General features: G+C 71.8%; 16 protein-coding genes. 8 read left to right on the top strand and 8 right to left on the bottom strand.

Going from position 1 to position 14,436, the window contains the following annotated elements:
- The first annotated feature begins 44 nt into the window (after window positions 1-44).
- Window positions 45-761 carry an NUDIX hydrolase gene (locus tag ACIBJB_RS23300; protein WP_398933017.1) on the top strand — a complete coding sequence of 239 codons (717 nt, stop codon included), beginning with the start codon at window positions 45-47 and terminating at the stop codon, window positions 759-761.
- The gene (locus tag ACIBJB_RS23295) at window positions 758-1,774 is read left to right on the top strand and encodes an ADP-ribosylglycohydrolase family protein (RefSeq protein WP_398933016.1); all 1,017 of its coding nucleotides are present in this window, start codon (window positions 758-760) and stop codon (window positions 1,772-1,774) included. The genes ACIBJB_RS23300 and ACIBJB_RS23295 overlap by 4 nt, the downstream gene beginning before the upstream one ends.
- 22 nt (window positions 1,775-1,796) lie before the next feature.
- On the opposite strand, the gene ACIBJB_RS23290 is transcribed toward ACIBJB_RS23295, so the two are convergent.
- The 3 genes from ACIBJB_RS23290 to ACIBJB_RS23280 are packed head-to-tail and all read right to left on the bottom strand — an operon-like array spanning window position 1,797 to window position 3,468.
- Window positions 1,797-2,204: a Rieske (2Fe-2S) protein gene (locus ACIBJB_RS23290; protein ID WP_398933015.1), complete on the bottom strand. Its 408-nt coding sequence runs from the start codon at window positions 2,202-2,204 to the stop codon at window positions 1,797-1,799.
- Window positions 2,201-2,782 (bottom strand): DUF6529 family protein, encoded by a 582-nt coding sequence (locus tag ACIBJB_RS23285; RefSeq protein ID WP_280856673.1) that lies wholly within the window; start codon window positions 2,780-2,782, stop codon window positions 2,201-2,203. Before ACIBJB_RS23285 ends, ACIBJB_RS23290 begins: the two co-directional genes overlap by 4 nt.
- A gap of 23 nt (window positions 2,783-2,805) precedes the next feature.
- Window positions 2,806-3,468 carry a hypothetical protein gene (locus ACIBJB_RS23280; RefSeq protein WP_398933014.1) on the bottom strand — a complete coding sequence of 221 codons (663 nt, stop codon included), beginning with the start codon at window positions 3,466-3,468 and terminating at the stop codon, window positions 2,806-2,808.
- A gap of 229 nt (window positions 3,469-3,697) precedes the next feature.
- Between ACIBJB_RS23280 and aroH the strand changes: the two genes are divergently transcribed.
- The 5 genes from aroH (at window position 3,698) to der (ending at window position 8,165) form a co-directional block, all read left to right on the top strand.
- On the top strand, window positions 3,698-4,066 hold the full coding sequence (gene aroH, locus ACIBJB_RS23275; RefSeq protein ID WP_062052069.1) for a chorismate mutase: 369 nt from the start codon (window positions 3,698-3,700) through the stop codon (window positions 4,064-4,066).
- Window positions 4,063-5,148, top strand: a complete 1,086-nt coding sequence (locus ACIBJB_RS23270) for a prephenate dehydrogenase (protein ID WP_398933013.1) — start codon at window positions 4,063-4,065, stop codon at window positions 5,146-5,148. Before aroH ends, ACIBJB_RS23270 begins: the two co-directional genes overlap by 4 nt.
- Before the next feature lie 114 nt (window positions 5,149-5,262).
- Window positions 5,263-5,949 (top strand): (d)CMP kinase, encoded by a 687-nt coding sequence (gene cmk, locus ACIBJB_RS23265; protein WP_398933012.1) that lies wholly within the window; start codon window positions 5,263-5,265, stop codon window positions 5,947-5,949.
- Window positions 5,907-6,608 (top strand): lysophospholipid acyltransferase family protein, encoded by a 702-nt coding sequence (locus ACIBJB_RS23260; protein WP_398933011.1) that lies wholly within the window; start codon window positions 5,907-5,909, stop codon window positions 6,606-6,608. Before cmk ends, ACIBJB_RS23260 begins: the two co-directional genes overlap by 43 nt.
- A gap of 78 nt (window positions 6,609-6,686) precedes the next feature.
- Window positions 6,687-8,165, top strand: coding sequence for a ribosome biogenesis GTPase Der (der, locus tag ACIBJB_RS23255; protein WP_398933010.1), 1,479 nt, complete (start codon window positions 6,687-6,689; stop codon window positions 8,163-8,165).
- A 50-nt stretch (window positions 8,166-8,215) separates the two neighbouring features.
- On the opposite strand, the gene ACIBJB_RS23250 is transcribed toward der, so the two are convergent.
- Window positions 8,216-8,536, bottom strand: coding sequence for a hypothetical protein (locus ACIBJB_RS23250; RefSeq protein WP_398933009.1), 321 nt, complete (start codon window positions 8,534-8,536; stop codon window positions 8,216-8,218).
- Between the two features lie 61 nt (window positions 8,537-8,597).
- A complete protein-coding gene (locus ACIBJB_RS23245; RefSeq protein WP_398933008.1) occupies window positions 8,598-9,380 on the bottom strand; it encodes a hypothetical protein in 783 nt (260 codons plus the stop codon).
- Window positions 9,381-9,780: 400 nt separating this feature from the next.
- On the opposite strand from ACIBJB_RS23245, the gene ACIBJB_RS23240 reads away from it, so the two are divergent.
- Window positions 9,781-10,422, top strand: coding sequence for a transglycosylase family protein (locus ACIBJB_RS23240; protein WP_398933007.1), 642 nt, complete (start codon window positions 9,781-9,783; stop codon window positions 10,420-10,422).
- Between the two features lie 29 nt (window positions 10,423-10,451).
- On the opposite strand, the gene ACIBJB_RS23235 is transcribed toward ACIBJB_RS23240, so the two are convergent.
- From ACIBJB_RS23235 to ACIBJB_RS23225, 3 genes are read right to left on the bottom strand one after another with little or no spacing between them, the layout of a single operon-like run.
- Window positions 10,452-11,111 carry an ABC transporter ATP-binding protein gene (locus ACIBJB_RS23235; protein ID WP_398933006.1) on the bottom strand — a complete coding sequence of 220 codons (660 nt, stop codon included), beginning with the start codon at window positions 11,109-11,111 and terminating at the stop codon, window positions 10,452-10,454.
- On the bottom strand, window positions 11,108-13,924 hold the full coding sequence (locus ACIBJB_RS23230; RefSeq protein ID WP_398933005.1) for an ATP-binding cassette domain-containing protein: 2,817 nt from the start codon (window positions 13,922-13,924) through the stop codon (window positions 11,108-11,110). Before ACIBJB_RS23230 ends, ACIBJB_RS23235 begins: the two co-directional genes overlap by 4 nt.
- Window positions 13,924-14,400, bottom strand: a complete 477-nt coding sequence (locus ACIBJB_RS23225; protein ID WP_398933003.1) for a hypothetical protein — start codon at window positions 14,398-14,400, stop codon at window positions 13,924-13,926. The genes ACIBJB_RS23230 and ACIBJB_RS23225 overlap by 1 nt, the downstream gene beginning before the upstream one ends.
- Window positions 14,401-14,436: the final 36 nt, after the last annotated feature.

The raw sequence follows: 14,436 nt of genomic DNA, 5'->3' as shown, positions 1-14,436 counted from the left end.
GTAAGGACTATTAGTCATGCTGACCATAAAGGGGGCGAGCGCGAGTGGACTACGACAAGTACGCCCACGAACCCTTCGCCGTCACCGTCGACCTCGCCGTCCTCACCGTCACGGAAGGCGCCCTGCACGCGCTGCTCGTCGAGCGGGGGCAGGAGCCTTACGCCGGACACTGGGCGCTGCCCGGCGGGTTCGTGCACCCGGACGAGTCCGCCGAGACGGCGGCCCGGCGCGAACTCGCCGAGGAGACCGGGCTGTCGGACGTCTCCGGGCTGCATCTGGAGCAGCTGCGGACCTACAGCGAGCCCGACCGCGACCCCCGGATGCGGGTCGTCTCCGTCGCGTTCGCCGCGCTGCTCCCCGACCCTCCCGAGCCGCACGGCGGCAGCGACGCGGCCGAGGCCCGCTGGGTGCCGTACGACACGGCGGGGCCGCTCGCCTTCGACCACGACCGCATCCTGGCGGACGCCCATGAACTCGTCGGGGCCAAGCTCGAGTACACCTGCCTCGCCACCGCTTTCTGTGGGACGGCGTTCACTCTCGGCGAGCTCCAGCAGGTGTACGAGACCGTGTGGGGCACCACCCTCGACCGGCCCAACTTCCGCCGCAAGGTGCTCGCGACGCCCGGTTTCGTCGAGGCCGTCCCCGGCGCCGCCCGTCTCACCGGCGGCCGCGGCAAACCGGCCGCGCTCTACCGGGCGGGACCGGCCACCGCCCTGCACCCCCCTCTCCTCCGCCCGTCCCCGGAAGGACGCCCCGCATGACCACGACCGTGACCAAACGCGCCGCCACCGGAACACTCGTCGGCCTCGCCCTCGGGGACGCCCTCGGCTTCCCGACCGAGTTCAACGACGTGCCGTCGATCCTCGCCAAGTGCGGACCCTGGCGGGAGATGGAGCTGCGGACCCCGGCGATCGTCAGCGACGACACGCAGATGACGCTGGCGGTGGGCAGGGGGCTGCGCGCGGCGATGGACCGGGGTGTGCTCGGGCCCGAGATGGCGGAACCGGTCCGGCGGGAGTTCATCGCGTGGAACCGCTCCCCGGAGAACAACCGCGCCCCCGGCAACACCTGTCTCAGGGCCTGCGACCTGCTGGAGCGCACCGATCTGCCCTGGCAGCACGCCAGCCAGATCGGCTCCAAGGGCTGCGGCGCCAATATGCGCGTGGCCCCCGTCGGACTCGTTCCCGGCCTCAGTGACGAACAGCGCGCGGGCGCCGCCCAGTTGCAGTCCGGGCTCACCCACGGGCACCCGACCGCGCTCGCCGCGTCCGACCTCACCGTGCGTGCCGTGCGGCTGCTCACTCAGGGGGCCGAGCCGGGTGAACTGGTCGGTCTGCTGCGGTCGTACGCCATGGTGAACCGGGGGCAGTACCACGAGCGTTGGCTCGGCGACCTGTGGACCCGCAGCCAGGATGCGACGCCCGGGCAGTTCATCGCGCGTGGCTGGGACGAGTGCCTGGCGATCCTCGACCGGCTCGACGACGCCGTGCGCACCGCCTCGCCCGAGGAGGACCCGTGTCTGGCCACCGGGGCGGGCTGGATCGCCGAAGAGGCCCTGGCGACCGGGCTGTTGTGCTTCCTGCAGTTCCCTGACGAGCCGCTGACGGCCCTGCGGCGGGCCGCGTGCAGCTCCGGCGACTCCGACTCGATCGCCTGCCTGACCGGCGCCTTCGCAGGCGCCCACCTGGGGGCGGACGCCTGGCCGGTCGAGTGGGCCGACCGGATCGAGTACGGCAGTGAACTGGTGACGCTCGGGGCGCTCTGGGACGCCTAGGGTCTATCCGGCGGATCAGGCCCTAGGCGAGCTGGATCGAGTCGCCGCTGACCTTGATCTGCTTCTCGGGCAGCGGTTTGTTGGCCGGTGGGTTGGCCACCGAGCCGTCCGTGATGTGGAACTTGCTGCCGTGGCAGGGGCAGTTGATGGTGCCGCCGGACACGCTGGTCACCTGGCAGCCCTGGTGGGTGCAGATGTCCGAGAAGGCCTTGAACTCGCCCTCCTTGGGCTGGGTGACAACGACCTTCTCGTCCTTGAAGATCTTCCCGCCGCCGACGGGGATATCAGCGGTCTTCGCCAGTTCGGTGCCGGCCTCCACCGAACTGGACCCGGAGTCGCTGTTCTCGTTGCCGTACTCGCCGCAGCCGACGGTCAGCGTGGCCGCGCCCGTCGTGAGAAGGATCGTGCGCCGCGTCGGGCTGTGCGTCATGTCGTGACTCCGAAGGTGCGGAAGAACCAGAGGGCCGAGGTCAGCCAGAGGATTGTGAGAGCGGTGAAGACGAGCCCGCCGACGATCGGCAGCAGCCAGCCGGGAAGTCGCTCCGAGCGGAGCAGCAGCATCTTGGCACTGAACACACCGAAGAAGAAGCAACCCAGGAGGGAGTGCCACAGAACGCGTGATTCGTACGACTGGAAGCCCAGCGCGTACAGACAGTGCACCGCGACCGGCACCGCGACCAGGAAGGCCACACGGCCGGACCAGCGGTGCAGGGTGGCGGACCAGCTCGGGCCCGGCAGCTTGCCGTACACCATCAGGGCCGAGACGAGCTGCACGAGCGCGAAGAAGAACGCGACCGTCGCGAGCCACGACTTCACCGCGCCCGTGCTGCTGAAGCCGGCGAGGTTGAAGGCCGTCCCCGTCGGGTCGTGGACCTTGCCGTACGCGCCCAGGGCGACCGCCACAGCGGCGGCCACGAGGGCGGGGATCAGATAGCGGGCCGGGCCGGGGCGGCGCTCGGGTTCGGGCGAGGGCCAGCTCTGGGTCGCCGCGTTCGGGTCGACGGTCATGATCGGCTCCTTAGGACCCTGGGTCAGGGAGTTACCGGACGGGCCGTGAGCTGCTGTCCGTCGACCGTCACCGCACCGGTCTCGGGGTCGATCTCCGGCGCCGGGGAGGGCTTGCCGTCGCGCTTGAGGATGCCGACCTGCTCGCCGTCCGGAAGGACGATCCAGCCGCCTTCGATCTTCGCGCCGGCCACCGTGCTGTTCGCCCGGTAGAGCCCGGACGACTTGTTCGTCTTCCCGATGGTGAAGGCGTAGCTCCCGCTGCCGACGTGGGCCGTGCCGCGGATCTCCTTGCTCCCCTTCACCGTGCCGTCCAGGCTCGCGCCGCCCTTGCCGGTCAGCCGCAGGCTGCCGTCGTCCTTCACGTCACCCTGCAGCCACGACTCGATGTTGTGGCCGTCGCAGACGTACGCGATCGCCTTGTCGTCGCGCACGGTGATCGCGACCGCGGAGGAGTCGTCGTCGGTACGGCCCGTGTAGACGCCCTCGGCCACGGGGGTCCGTGACGGGGACGGGCTGGGCGACGCGGACGTCCGTGCCGGTGCGGGGCTCGCTGACGCCTTGGTGCTGGGCGACGGCTTCACGTACGACGACGTGGGTTTCTCCCCCGTGGTGGCGTTGAGCGAGAGCATGAACAGGCCGACCAGCAATCCCGCGAGCAGTGTCAGCAACGGTCCGGAGCGCTTCATGTAAGGGGCCTCCCCCGAGGCGAAGTTCCTGCCATCAGAGCGGACCCGGGGCCCCGAGTCCAGAGGCGCACAGGTGTGTTTTCACCCCAAGTAGCGGAACTGGGACATTCGGGTGACATTGGCACGGTCCGGAAGCCGTCTCAGGGTGCGGTCGCCGCGCACCTGCCCCGCATGGGCTGACTAGGCTGGACGGTCAAGAGCCGAACGCACATCAGCAAGGAGCAACGCCGTGGCGGTACGAGCGGTCCGGGGCGCCGTCCAACTCGAAAAGGACGAGGCCGGCCACATGGACGAGCAGGTCGGGGCGCTGCTCACCGCCATCATGGAGCGGAACGAGCTGACGGCGGACGACCTGATCAGCATCTGGTTCACGGCCACGCCCGACCTGCACAGCGACTTCCCCGCGGCCGCGGCACGCAAGCTCGGCACCGGCTTCGCCGACGTACCGCTGATCTGCGCCCAGGAACTCGACATCGAGGGAGCCATGCCCCGCGTCGTCCGTGTTCTCGCGCACATAGAGTCCGACCGGCCCCGCGCCGACATCGCGCACGTCTACCTCGGCGCCGCGGCAGCCCTGCGCAAGGACATCGCGCAGTGAGGACCGCACTCGTCGTCGGGACCGGGCTGATCGGAACGTCCGCCGCGCTGGCGCTGGCGGGGAGGGGCGTCATCGTCCACCTCGCCGACCACGACCCCGAGCAGGCCCGTACGGCCGCCGCGCTCGGAGCCGGTACCGACGAGGCGCCCGAGGGGCCCGTCGACCTCGCGATCGTCGCCGCGCCGCCCGCGCATGTGGCCGGAGTGCTCGCCGACGCGATGCGACGCGGGGTGGCTCGCGGATACATCGACGTGGCCAGCGTGAAGGGCGGGCCGCGGCGGGAGCTGGAGGCGCTGGGGCTCGACCTCTCCTCGTACATCGGTACGCATCCGATGTCCGGAAGGGAGAAGTCCGGACCGCTGGCCGCCTCCGGGGACCTCTTCGAGGGACGGCCCTGGGTGCTGACCCCCACCCGGGACACCGACACCGAGGTGCTGAACCTCGCGCTGGAGCTGGTCTCGCACTGCCGCGCGGTGCCGGTGGTCATGGACGCCGACGCCCACGACCGTGCCGTGGCGCTTGTCTCGCACATGCCGCATCTGGTGTCCAGCATGGTCGCCGCGCGGCTCCAGCACGCCGAGGAGGCCGCCGTACGCCTGTGCGGTCAGGGGATTCGGGACGTGACCCGGATCGCCGCGTCGGATCCCGGGATGTGGATCGACATCCTCTCCGCGAATCCGGGACCGGTGGCCGATCTGCTCACCGATGTCGCCGGGGACCTGGAGGAGACGGTGCGGGCGCTGCGGGCGTTGCAGTCCGCGGACGAGGCGAAGCGGCTCGAGGGCACGTCCGGGATCGAGGACATGCTGCGGCGGGGGAACGCCGGGCAGGTCCGGGTGCCCGGGAAACACGGGTCCGCTCCTCGGGCGTACGAGGTCGTGGCCGTGCTCATCGACGACCAGCCGGGGCAGCTGGCCCGGATCTTCGCGGACGCCGGGCGGGCGGGCGTCAATATCGAGGATGTGCGGATCGAGCATGCGACCGGGCAGCAGGCGGGGCTGGTGCAGCTGATGGTCGAGCCGTCGGCGGCGCCGGTACTGGCGGCGTCGTTGCGGGAGCGGGGCTGGGCCATTCGGCAGTAGGGCCGGCGTCGGGACGAGGGCGTCCGGACGAGTGACGCGCACCCAGTAACCTTGTGCGGGGCACAGTCGCGCCCCCACACCACTCGCCAGACCGCACCCGAAAGGTGTCCCCCCGTGGAAAACGGCGCCGCCCAGCCCGTGATTGTCGCCATAGACGGCCCCTCCGGCACGGGCAAGTCGAGCACCTCGAAGGCTGTCGCCGCGCAGCTGGGGCTGAGCTACCTGGACACCGGGGCCCAGTACCGGGCGATCACCTGGTGGATGGTGACCAACGGGATCGACATCGACGACCCCTCCGCGATCGCCGCCGTGGCGGGCAAGGCGGAGATCGTCTCCGGTACCGATCCGGAGAACCCGACGATCACCGTGGACGGGACCGATGTGGCAGGTCCCATCCGGACCCAGGAGGTCACCTCCAAGGTGAGCGCGGTGAGCGCGGTGCCCGAGGTACGGGCCCGGATCACCGAGCTGCAGCGGTCGCTGGCGGCCTCGACCGAGAAGGGCATCGTCGTCGAGGGGCGGGACATCGGTACGACCGTGCTGCCCGACGCCGACCTCAAGATCTTTCTCACCGCTTCGCCCGAGGCCCGCGCCGCGCGCCGCAGCGGGGAGCTCAAGGGTGCCGACGTCAACGCCACCCGAGAGGCGCTGATCAAGCGGGACGCGGCCGACTCCAGCCGGAAGACCTCGCCGCTCGCCAAGGCGGACGACGCGGTCGAGGTGGACACCACCAAGCTCACCCTCGCGCAGGTCATCGAGTGTGTCGTCACCCTTGTCGAGGAGAAGCGGGCGGGGAAGTGAGTACGGACTCCGCCGGCAGGGCTGCTTCGCAGAAGGGCGCCGAGGTCGGGCGGCGGATCGGCGTCGGGCTGATGTACGGGCTGTGGAAGCCGCGTGTGCTCGGCGCCTGGCGGATGCCCGCGACCGGGCCCGCGATCCTCGCCGTCAACCACTCCCACAACATCGACGGCCCGATGGTCATGGGCGTGTCACCCCGGCCGACGCACTTCCTGATCAAGAAGGAAGCGTTCATCGGCCCGCTGGATCCCTTCCTGACGGCCATCGGACAGGTCAAGGTGGACCGCTCGGTGGCCGACCGCGGGGCGATCACCCGAGCGCTCGATGTCCTCAAGGCCGGCGGGGTGCTCGGTATCTTTCCGGAGGGCACCCGGGGCGAGGGCGACTTCGCCTCCCTGCGGGCCGGACTCGCGTACTTCGCGGTGCGCAGCGGGGCACCGGTCGTTCCGGTCGCCGTGCTGGGAAGCTCCGAGAAGCCGGGACGGTTGATAAAGGGGCTGCCTCCGCTGCGCAGCCGCGTCGACGTCGTCTTCGGCGACCCCTTCGAGGCGGGCGACGGCAGCGGACGGCGTACCCGCAAGGCGCTGGACGAGGCGACCGAGCGCATCCAGAAGCAGCTCAGCACCCACCTGGAAAACGCCAGGCGCCTGACCGGGCGCTAGGCGACACTGAGTAGTGGATCAGTCCGGCGGAACAGCCGGGGGTCCACCGATCACCACGATGAACGAGGTACGGACTTCATGAACGACCACATCCACTCCGAGGGCTCGGGCGAGGAGCACGACCACGGGGCGCTTGGCGATGCCGAGTACGCGGAGTTCATGGAGCTCGCCGCGGAAGAGGGCTTCGACGTCGAGGACGTCGAGGGGGCCATCGAGGCGGCCGGGCACGGTCCGCTGCCCGTGCTCGCCGTCGTCGGCCGCCCCAATGTCGGCAAGTCGACTCTGGTGAACCGCATCATCGGGCGCCGCGAGGCCGTCGTGGAGGACAAGCCCGGCGTCACCCGCGACCGTGTCACCTACGAGGCCGAGTGGGCGGGGCGCCGCTTCAAGGTCGTCGACACCGGCGGCTGGGAGCAGGACGTCCTCGGCATCGACGCCTCCGTGGCCGCGCAGGCCGAGTACGCGATCGAGGCCGCCGACGCCGTCGTGTTCGTCGTCGACGCCAAGGTCGGCGCGACCGACACCGACGAGGCGGTCGTACGACTGCTGCGCAAGGCCGGTAAGCCGGTGGTGCTGGCCGCCAACAAGGTCGACGGCCTGAGCGGCGAGTCCGACGCGGCGTACCTGTGGTCCCTGGGCCTCGGCGAGCCGCACCCGGTCTCGGCGCTGCACGGCCGGGGCACCGGCGACATGCTGGACGCCGTTCTGGAGGCGCTGCCGGAGGCGCCCGAGCAGAGCTTCGGCACCGCGATCGGCGGGCCGCGCCGCATCGCTCTGATCGGCCGCCCGAACGTCGGCAAGTCCTCGCTGCTGAACAAGGTGGCCGGCGAGGAGCGGGTCGTCGTCAACGAGGTGGCCGGCACCACCCGTGACCCGGTCGACGAACTCATCGAGCTCGGCGGTGTCACCTGGAAGTTCGTCGACACCGCCGGTATCCGCAAGCGGGTCCACCTCCAGCAGGGCGCCGACTACTACGCCTCGCTGCGTACCGCCGCCGCCGTCGAGAAGGCCGAGGTGGCGGTCATCCTGATCGACGGCTCCGAGTCCATCTCGGTCCAGGACCAGCGGATCGTCACCATGGCCGTGGATGCGGGCCGCGCGATCGTCCTCGCCTACAACAAGTGGGACACCCTCGACGAGGAGCGCCGCTACTACCTGGAGCGGGAGATCGAGACCGAACTCGGCCAGGTCGCCTGGGCGCCGCGCGTCAACGTCTCGGCGCGCACCGGCCGCCACATGGAGAAGCTGGTCCCCGCGATCGAGACGGCTCTCGCGGGCTGGGAGACGCGTGTCCCGACCGGCCGCCTCAACGCCTTCCTCGGCGAGCTGGTGGCCGCCCACCCGCACCCCGTCCGGGGCGGCAAGCAGCCGCGCATCCTCTTCGGCACCCAGGCCGGCACCAAGCCGCCGCGGTTCGTGCTCTTCGCCTCCGGGTTCATCGAGGCGGGCTACCGGCGCTTCATCGAGCGCCGGCTGCGCGAGGAGTTCGGCTTCGACGGCACCCCGATCCATATCTCGGTGCGGGTGCGCGAGAAGCGCGGCGCGAAGAAGAAGTGACGTACGCATGAGGAAGGGCGGCCCCCACCGGGGCCGCCCTTCCTCATGCGTCACATCCCTCTGCGCGGAGGTGGCAGCGCCGCCGGGACATGACGCATCCCGGTGTGCTGCTGCCCGATGTGTCCCACCCGCTGCCACTGCGACTGCTGGCGGGCGCTGAACGCACCCGTGCTGTACGAGCTGTACGAGCTGCTGAACGAGCCCGAGGCGTGCGGGGTGTTCCCGAACGCGGTGAAGCCCAGCTCCTCCTCGCCGCTGCGGTCACCCGGCAGCGAACGGAAGGTCTTGACGTACTCGGAGTAGAGCGCGTCGTAGATCGGCGTGGCCGATGGTCCGCCGGGAAACCGGCGCGGAGCGTCGTATGGGTGCACGTATGTCCAAACGACACCGGGACCCCGGGGATGCGGTCCGGCGTGATCCTTCAGCCGGTTGTCAGGTCCCGGCGAGCGGCATCGCGGCCGCGACCAGCTTGCCGTTCGCCGCCGCCTTGTCGAGGGCGTCCCGCAGCAGGTCCTCCCGGGGCTGGCGTCCGATCGAGCCCACCGGTGCCGCGAACATCAGCACCTGCTGGTGCTTGTTGGCGGCGGCCCGCCAGGCCTCGGTGACCTGGAGCGGCTGGTGCGCCTGCCACCAGGCCACCGGCTGCCCGCCGTTCGGCGACGGCTGGAGCACGGCGTGCAGCTGGCCCACGGCCAGTAGTACCGACCACCCGTGCAGAACGGACGGCACCGCCTCGATCGCCGTCAGCGGCATGAACCCCTGCTCGATCAGCAGCGGCAGGAAGTCGTCGCCGAGCCCCGTCGCGCCCGGCCGCACGATCGGCCCGGTCGGCTCCACGACCAGCGCCGGGTGCAGCTCTCCGGCGATCAGGATCAGTCCGCTGGTCACCCCGAGCACCGCCTGCTCGGGTACGACCTGGTCCGGGTCCAGGTCGACGGTGTCGCCGGTGATGGACTTCACCGCGCCGCGGAGCTGCTCCTCGGTGACCTGGACGACCTGTGAGGGCAGGCAGCCGGCGTGGGCGAAGGCCAGGACGGCGGTCTCGTCGCCGATGAACAGGACGGTGCTGGTGCGCTCCTGTGCGGAGTCGCCCTGGGTGCGGCAGGACGTGCAGTCGTAGCTGCCGGGGGCGTTCTCTCCGGCGAGCAGCCGGTCGGCTTCTTCGTCGCCGATCTCGGCGCGAACCTCGTCGCTGACGTCGAGCATGCGCGGCACGGGTGACTCCCTCGGGAAGCGGTGCCCGGGTGGGTCCCGGGCTCATGAAGAAGACAACGGGCGATCTGTGGCGGGAGTCACGCCCCAGGGCGAACGGAATCGAACCATCCACCGCGCAGGGTCACCTCGGGTGCGGAATCGGGCACTCAGTGTCAAGTCGTTGGAAGCCCAAGGAAGTTGGTTGCGTGAAGCGGGTCACAGATCGACTGGGCGACTGGTCGACAAATCAGGAAATCAGCGAATGAAGTGGGTGGCCGAAAATTGCCGATACCCGAGGTAACGGCCAACCGGCCTGGAATGACAAGGTGTTGGTTGCTGACGCCTCCACAGGCTCTCTACATTCCTCCGCCGTGTGCAACGAGCACCGCTCGGGACCCCGAGTCCTTCGAGAGGGAAATACATGTCCGAATGTGCTGATACCACGCGCGACAACGCTCGTAAGACCCGAACCACCGCGGCCCTTGCCGGGGCCGCCCTGCTCGCCCCGCTCGGACTGCTGGCCGCGGCCGGCAACTCCGCGGCGGCGGACGGCGGAGTATGGGACCGCATCGCCCAGTGCGAGAGCGGCGGGAACTGGCACATCAACTCCGGAAACGGTTATTACGGCGGACTCCAGTTCTCCGCCGGCACCTGGCGTGCGTACGGCGGTACGGCCTACGCGCCCACCGCCGACCAGGCCACCGAGGCGCAGCAGATCGCGGTGGCCACCAAGGTGCAGCGCGCCCAGGGGTGGGGCGCCTGGCCGACCTGCTCGGCACGCGCCGGGGCGTACGGCAGCGCACCCGCCGCCTCGTCCGGCTCGGCGGGCTCCTCGTCACAGACCAAGGCCGCTCCTTCCAAGCCGGCGAAGACGCCGGCCCGTTCGGAGAGCCACACCAACCGCGGCGCGTCCCGTGGCGACTACACCGTCCGCTCGGGCGACACGCTCAGCAAGGTCGCCGCCCGGCACGGGACCACCTGGCAGAAGGTCTACGCCGCCAACAAGGCCGTCATCGGCGCCGATCCCGACCTGATCGTGCCCGGGCAGCGCCTCGACATCTGAGAGCTCCCCCGTGGGTGCGGCCGGGGCGGTCAGCCCCGCCCCGGCCGCAGCTCCGCCGCTTCTCCGCTGAACACGACCACCCCGCGCCGCAGTTCGTACACGATCGCCGTCCGGTCGTGCAGTGCGGGTGGGAGCCGTTGCTCGGCCACGACCACGCACGCGTCCAGTGCCGCCAGGAGTTCGTACGTGCGGGCGGCGACCGTGGGGGACATGCCTTGCGCGGGTTCGTCGACGAGGACCACGCGTGCGCGTGCCAGGAGAGCTCGGGAGATCGCGAGCATGCGTTGTTCGCCGCCGGAGAGGGTGTCGGCGCGGCGGGGGAGCAGGCGGGCGAGCCGGGGGTAGGCGTCCAGGGCCAGGTCGGGGTCGCGGGCGGCCAGTTCGAGGTTCTCGCGGACCGTGAGAGAGCCGAACACGGACTGGCGTTCGGGGACCAGGCACAGACCGCGGCGGGCCCGCTCGTACGCCGGTACGCGGGTCACGTCCGTGCCGTCCCACACCACGCTGCCGTCGGTGAGCGGCACTGTTCCGGCCAGGGCGCGCAGAGTCGTCGTACGGCCGGAGCCGTTGCGGCCCAGCAGGACGGTGAGGCCGGGGCCCGGCGCGGTGAGGGTGATGCCGTGCAGGGCCTCCAGGGGGCCGTAACGCACGCGCGCGTGCCGGAGCGAGATGGCCGTGACGGCTGTCATACGGCGGTCTCCTGGGCGTCGAGTGTGTCCAGCACGTGGGCCGGAGGGCCGGAGACGATGATGCGGCCCGCGGTCATGACGTGCACGACGTCCGCGAGGTCGGCGACCAGGTCGAGATCGTGTTCGACGACGACGAGGGCGGTGCCGTCGGCTGCGAGGGCCCTGAGGATGCGGGCCAGGGCGGTCACCTCGGCGGTGTCGAGGCCGGCGGCGGGTTCGTCGAGGAGGAGGACGCTCGGGGTGCCGGCGAGGGCTCTGGCGAGTTCCACCCGACGGAGGGTGCCGGTGGGCAGGTCGGCCGCGGGGGCGTCGCGCAGGGGGCCGTCGAGGGCGAACAGTCTCAGGGCGCGGTCCACTGCGGCCGGATCCAGTGACCTGCCCTGTTCGGCTCCGACTCGGACGTTCTCGGCCACGGTCAAGGTGGGGAAGACCGCGAGTTGTTGGAAGGTGCGGGCGATACCCAGGCGGGTGCGGGCGTGGGCGGGGAGGCGCGTGATGTCGCGGTCGCCGTAGCGGACCTGGCCCTGGGAGGGGCGGACCGTTCCTGCCAGGCAGTGGAAGAGCGTGGACTTCCCGGCGCCGTTGGGGCCGATGATCGCGGTGATTCTGCCGGGCGGGACGGCGAGGTCGACTCCGTCGAGTGCGGTGAAGCCGTCGTAGCGGGCCTGGAGGCTGTGTGTGGTGAGGACTGCCCGGCCCTCGGCCGGGTTCGCGCTCCGACCCGCACCACCCGTGCGGATCTCGCGGCCGGGTGCGGGTGGCCCCGGTGGGGGCGGAGCGTCGTCGGCGGCGTGCGGTGCGGGGGCGCGGCTGCGGCGGGACGGGCCTTGTTCGGCACCGTCGGGATCGGTGCGGTGAGGCGTGCCGGGTGTGGCCGAGTGGGGAGTCGCCCTCGGGGTGGTCGCCGTGGTGACGGGGCTCGGCCTGTGGCTGGGTGTCGTGTCGGCGATCGATGCCGTTGCCGCGGGTGCCGCCCGTTGCAGTCGTCTCCGTGCCCGGAGGCCCGCCGCCGTCAGCCTTGCCTCCCGGCGAGGCCGCAGCCTCCGCACCGCCTCGTACGGCCCCCCGGGGAACCGCCCCACCAGCACCGCCAGTACCCCGACCAGTGCGGCCGCCACCCCTCCCCGGGCCCCCGCGTCCAGGCCGACCAGGAGGGCCGCCGCGGTCAGGGCGCCCAGGGTGCTGTCGGCGCCCAGGACGACCACCGCCGCGAACCAGAGGAGGCCCCGGACGGGGTCGTAGGCGGTCGGGTCGAAGGCGCGCAGGCCCATGCCGAGCATTCCGCCGCCGAGCGCGGCCAGGGCGGCGCCCGCCACGAACGCGAGGAGCTTCAGGGCGGGGACCCGGACGCCTGCCGCCGAGGCTCCGGACTCGTGGTCGCGCATGGCGGCCAGCGCCCTGCCGGTACGGCCCCTGCGCAACGCGTGGGTCGTCAGGAGGGCGAGCGTGAGCAGGGTCAACTCCAGGACGTAGTAAGCGCGGTCGCCCTCCAAGCCCGCCGGGCGGTCCAGGGACAGACCGGACGTGGCGTACGGCTGGGCGAAGACGAAGCGGCTCACGCCGACGCCGACCGCGAAGGTCGCGAGGGCCAGCGCCAGACCCCGGCGGGTGATCGCCGGCCAGCCGGTCAGCAGGCCCAGGGGGGCCACCAGGACCACCGCCAGCGCCAGCGCCGCCAGTTCCGGCAGCCGGGGCAGGCCCGGGAAGCGGCCCGCCGCCAGCAGGGCGGTGAACAGGGCGCCCACGCCCGCGTAGGCCGCCTGCCCGAGGGAGATCTGGCCGCCCCGGCCCGTCACGACCACCAGGGAGAGCAGCACGACGCCCAGCGCCGGCACCTGGACCGAGGTGTGCAGGTCCGAGCCCGCGAAACCCAGGGGGATCAGGAAGAGGATCACCGCGACGATCCATGCGCCCTGAGGCGTCGGCACGCGCGCGGTGGCCGTCCGGGGGAGCGCGTCGCGGGTACCGATGCGGGGGAGTGCCAGGCACGCGACGAGGAGGGCCACGACGAACAGATTCGCCCCCACCGCCTGGAGCAACGGTTCGCCCCGGCCCGAGAGGTGCAGCCGGGTCAGCTGGCTCTGGGCCACCCCGACGCCCAGCGCCACCACCACGGCCACCGGCAGGCTGCGCATCCGCGCGGCCACCGCGACCGCCACCACCTCCATGACGAGCAGGGGCAGCCCGTACGGGTCCAGGCGGACGAAGGGGGCCAGCAGAACGCCCGTCAGGCCCGCGGTGAACGCCCCGAACGCCCAGCCGGCCGCCGCCACCCGGTCGGCGTCGATCCCGCCGAGCACGGCCAGCCCGCGGTCGTCCACGACGGCCCGCAGCTCCCGTCCGAAGCGCGTCCAGCGGATCACCGCGCCGACACCGGCCGCCAGGACCAGGACGACCGCCAGCTGCCCCCACGGATCCGCGGACACCAGCTCCGGGGCGTCGTCCCGGGCGCCCTGGCCCCACAGCAGCGCGGCCCCGCCCACCAGCAGCACGAAGACGCCGATGGAGGCCACCAGGGTCTGGGCCGGATCGCCGCCCAGGACGGACAGGGGCCGGAAGACGAAACGCTCCAGCACCACGCCCGTCACCGGCGCCAGGATCAGCAGGGTCACCACCGCCCCGGCCCACAGCGGCCAGCCCCACTCCACCACGCACTGCCGCAGCACGTACGCGCACACCATCGCGATCGCCCCGTGCGCGAAGTTCAGCACCCCGGTCGCGCGGTACGTCACGATCAGGCCGACTCCGGTGAGCGCGGCCGCGCCGCCGACCGACAACCCGGCGAGGGTGAGGTCGTAGGTCAGCGACGACATCAGTCGGTTTCCTCGACGGGCTCGCAGATCGGACAGGGGCCCAGCTCCCCGCTCGCCAGGAGCTTCGCGTCCACCGGGACCGACTCGACCTTCCCGGCGACCAGCGGGCAGTCCGCCCGGTGCCAGAGCGTGCCGCCGGGCACCATCAGCAGGTCCCCGCTGACCGCCAGGGGCGCGCCGGCCGCCGCGGCGGACTCCTCGGCTTCGGTGGGCTCCGCGGCGACCAGGAGGCCGTACAGCTCCTCCACACGCGCGGCGGCGAGCGCGCCCCGGCCGTGGGTGAGCAGGACCGCCCCGGCGACGATCAGCGCGGCGCCGGGCACCGTGCAGGAGGCGAGGTAGGGCAGCTGCCGCTCGGCGTACCGCTCGCCGGAGACGCCGTACCAGCCGAGGACGCACAGCACCGCGCCCGCGGCGAGCGCGGCCCAGCCGGCCCACAGAACGGGGTGCACGGTCCGCAGTCGGGCTGTCCGCATCTGTGGCTCCCACATGTCGCGTGCCTGTCCATGTAA

Source organism: Streptomyces sp. NPDC050759, assembly GCF_044456945.1.
GTDB lineage: Bacteria > Actinomycetota > Actinomycetes > Streptomycetales > Streptomycetaceae > Streptomyces.
Note: the sequence above shows the minus strand (reverse complement) of the source record. Positions and strands in the feature narration are given on the sequence as shown.

Coding starts and splice junctions, on each gene's coding strand:
- ACIBJB_RS23295 (WP_398933016.1), top strand. CDS start 758: ATGACCACGACCGTGACCAAACGCGCCGCCACCGGAACACTCGTCGGC.
- ACIBJB_RS23290 (WP_398933015.1), bottom strand. CDS start 2,204: ATGACGCACAGCCCGACGCGGCGCACGATCCTTCTCACGACGGGCGCG.
- ACIBJB_RS23285 (WP_280856673.1), bottom strand. CDS start 2,782: ATGACCGTCGACCCGAACGCGGCGACCCAGAGCTGGCCCTCGCCCGAA.
- ACIBJB_RS23280 (WP_398933014.1), bottom strand. CDS start 3,468: ATGAAGCGCTCCGGACCGTTGCTGACACTGCTCGCGGGATTGCTGGTC.
- der (WP_398933010.1), top strand. CDS start 6,687: ATGAACGACCACATCCACTCCGAGGGCTCGGGCGAGGAGCACGACCAC.
- ACIBJB_RS23240 (WP_398933007.1), top strand. CDS start 9,781: ATGTCCGAATGTGCTGATACCACGCGCGACAACGCTCGTAAGACCCGA.
- ACIBJB_RS23235 (WP_398933006.1), bottom strand. CDS start 11,111: ATGACAGCCGTCACGGCCATCTCGCTCCGGCACGCGCGCGTGCGTTAC.
- ACIBJB_RS23230 (WP_398933005.1), bottom strand. CDS start 13,924: ATGTCGTCGCTGACCTACGACCTCACCCTCGCCGGGTTGTCGGTCGGC.
- ACIBJB_RS23225 (WP_398933003.1), bottom strand. CDS start 14,400: ATGCGGACAGCCCGACTGCGGACCGTGCACCCCGTTCTGTGGGCCGGC.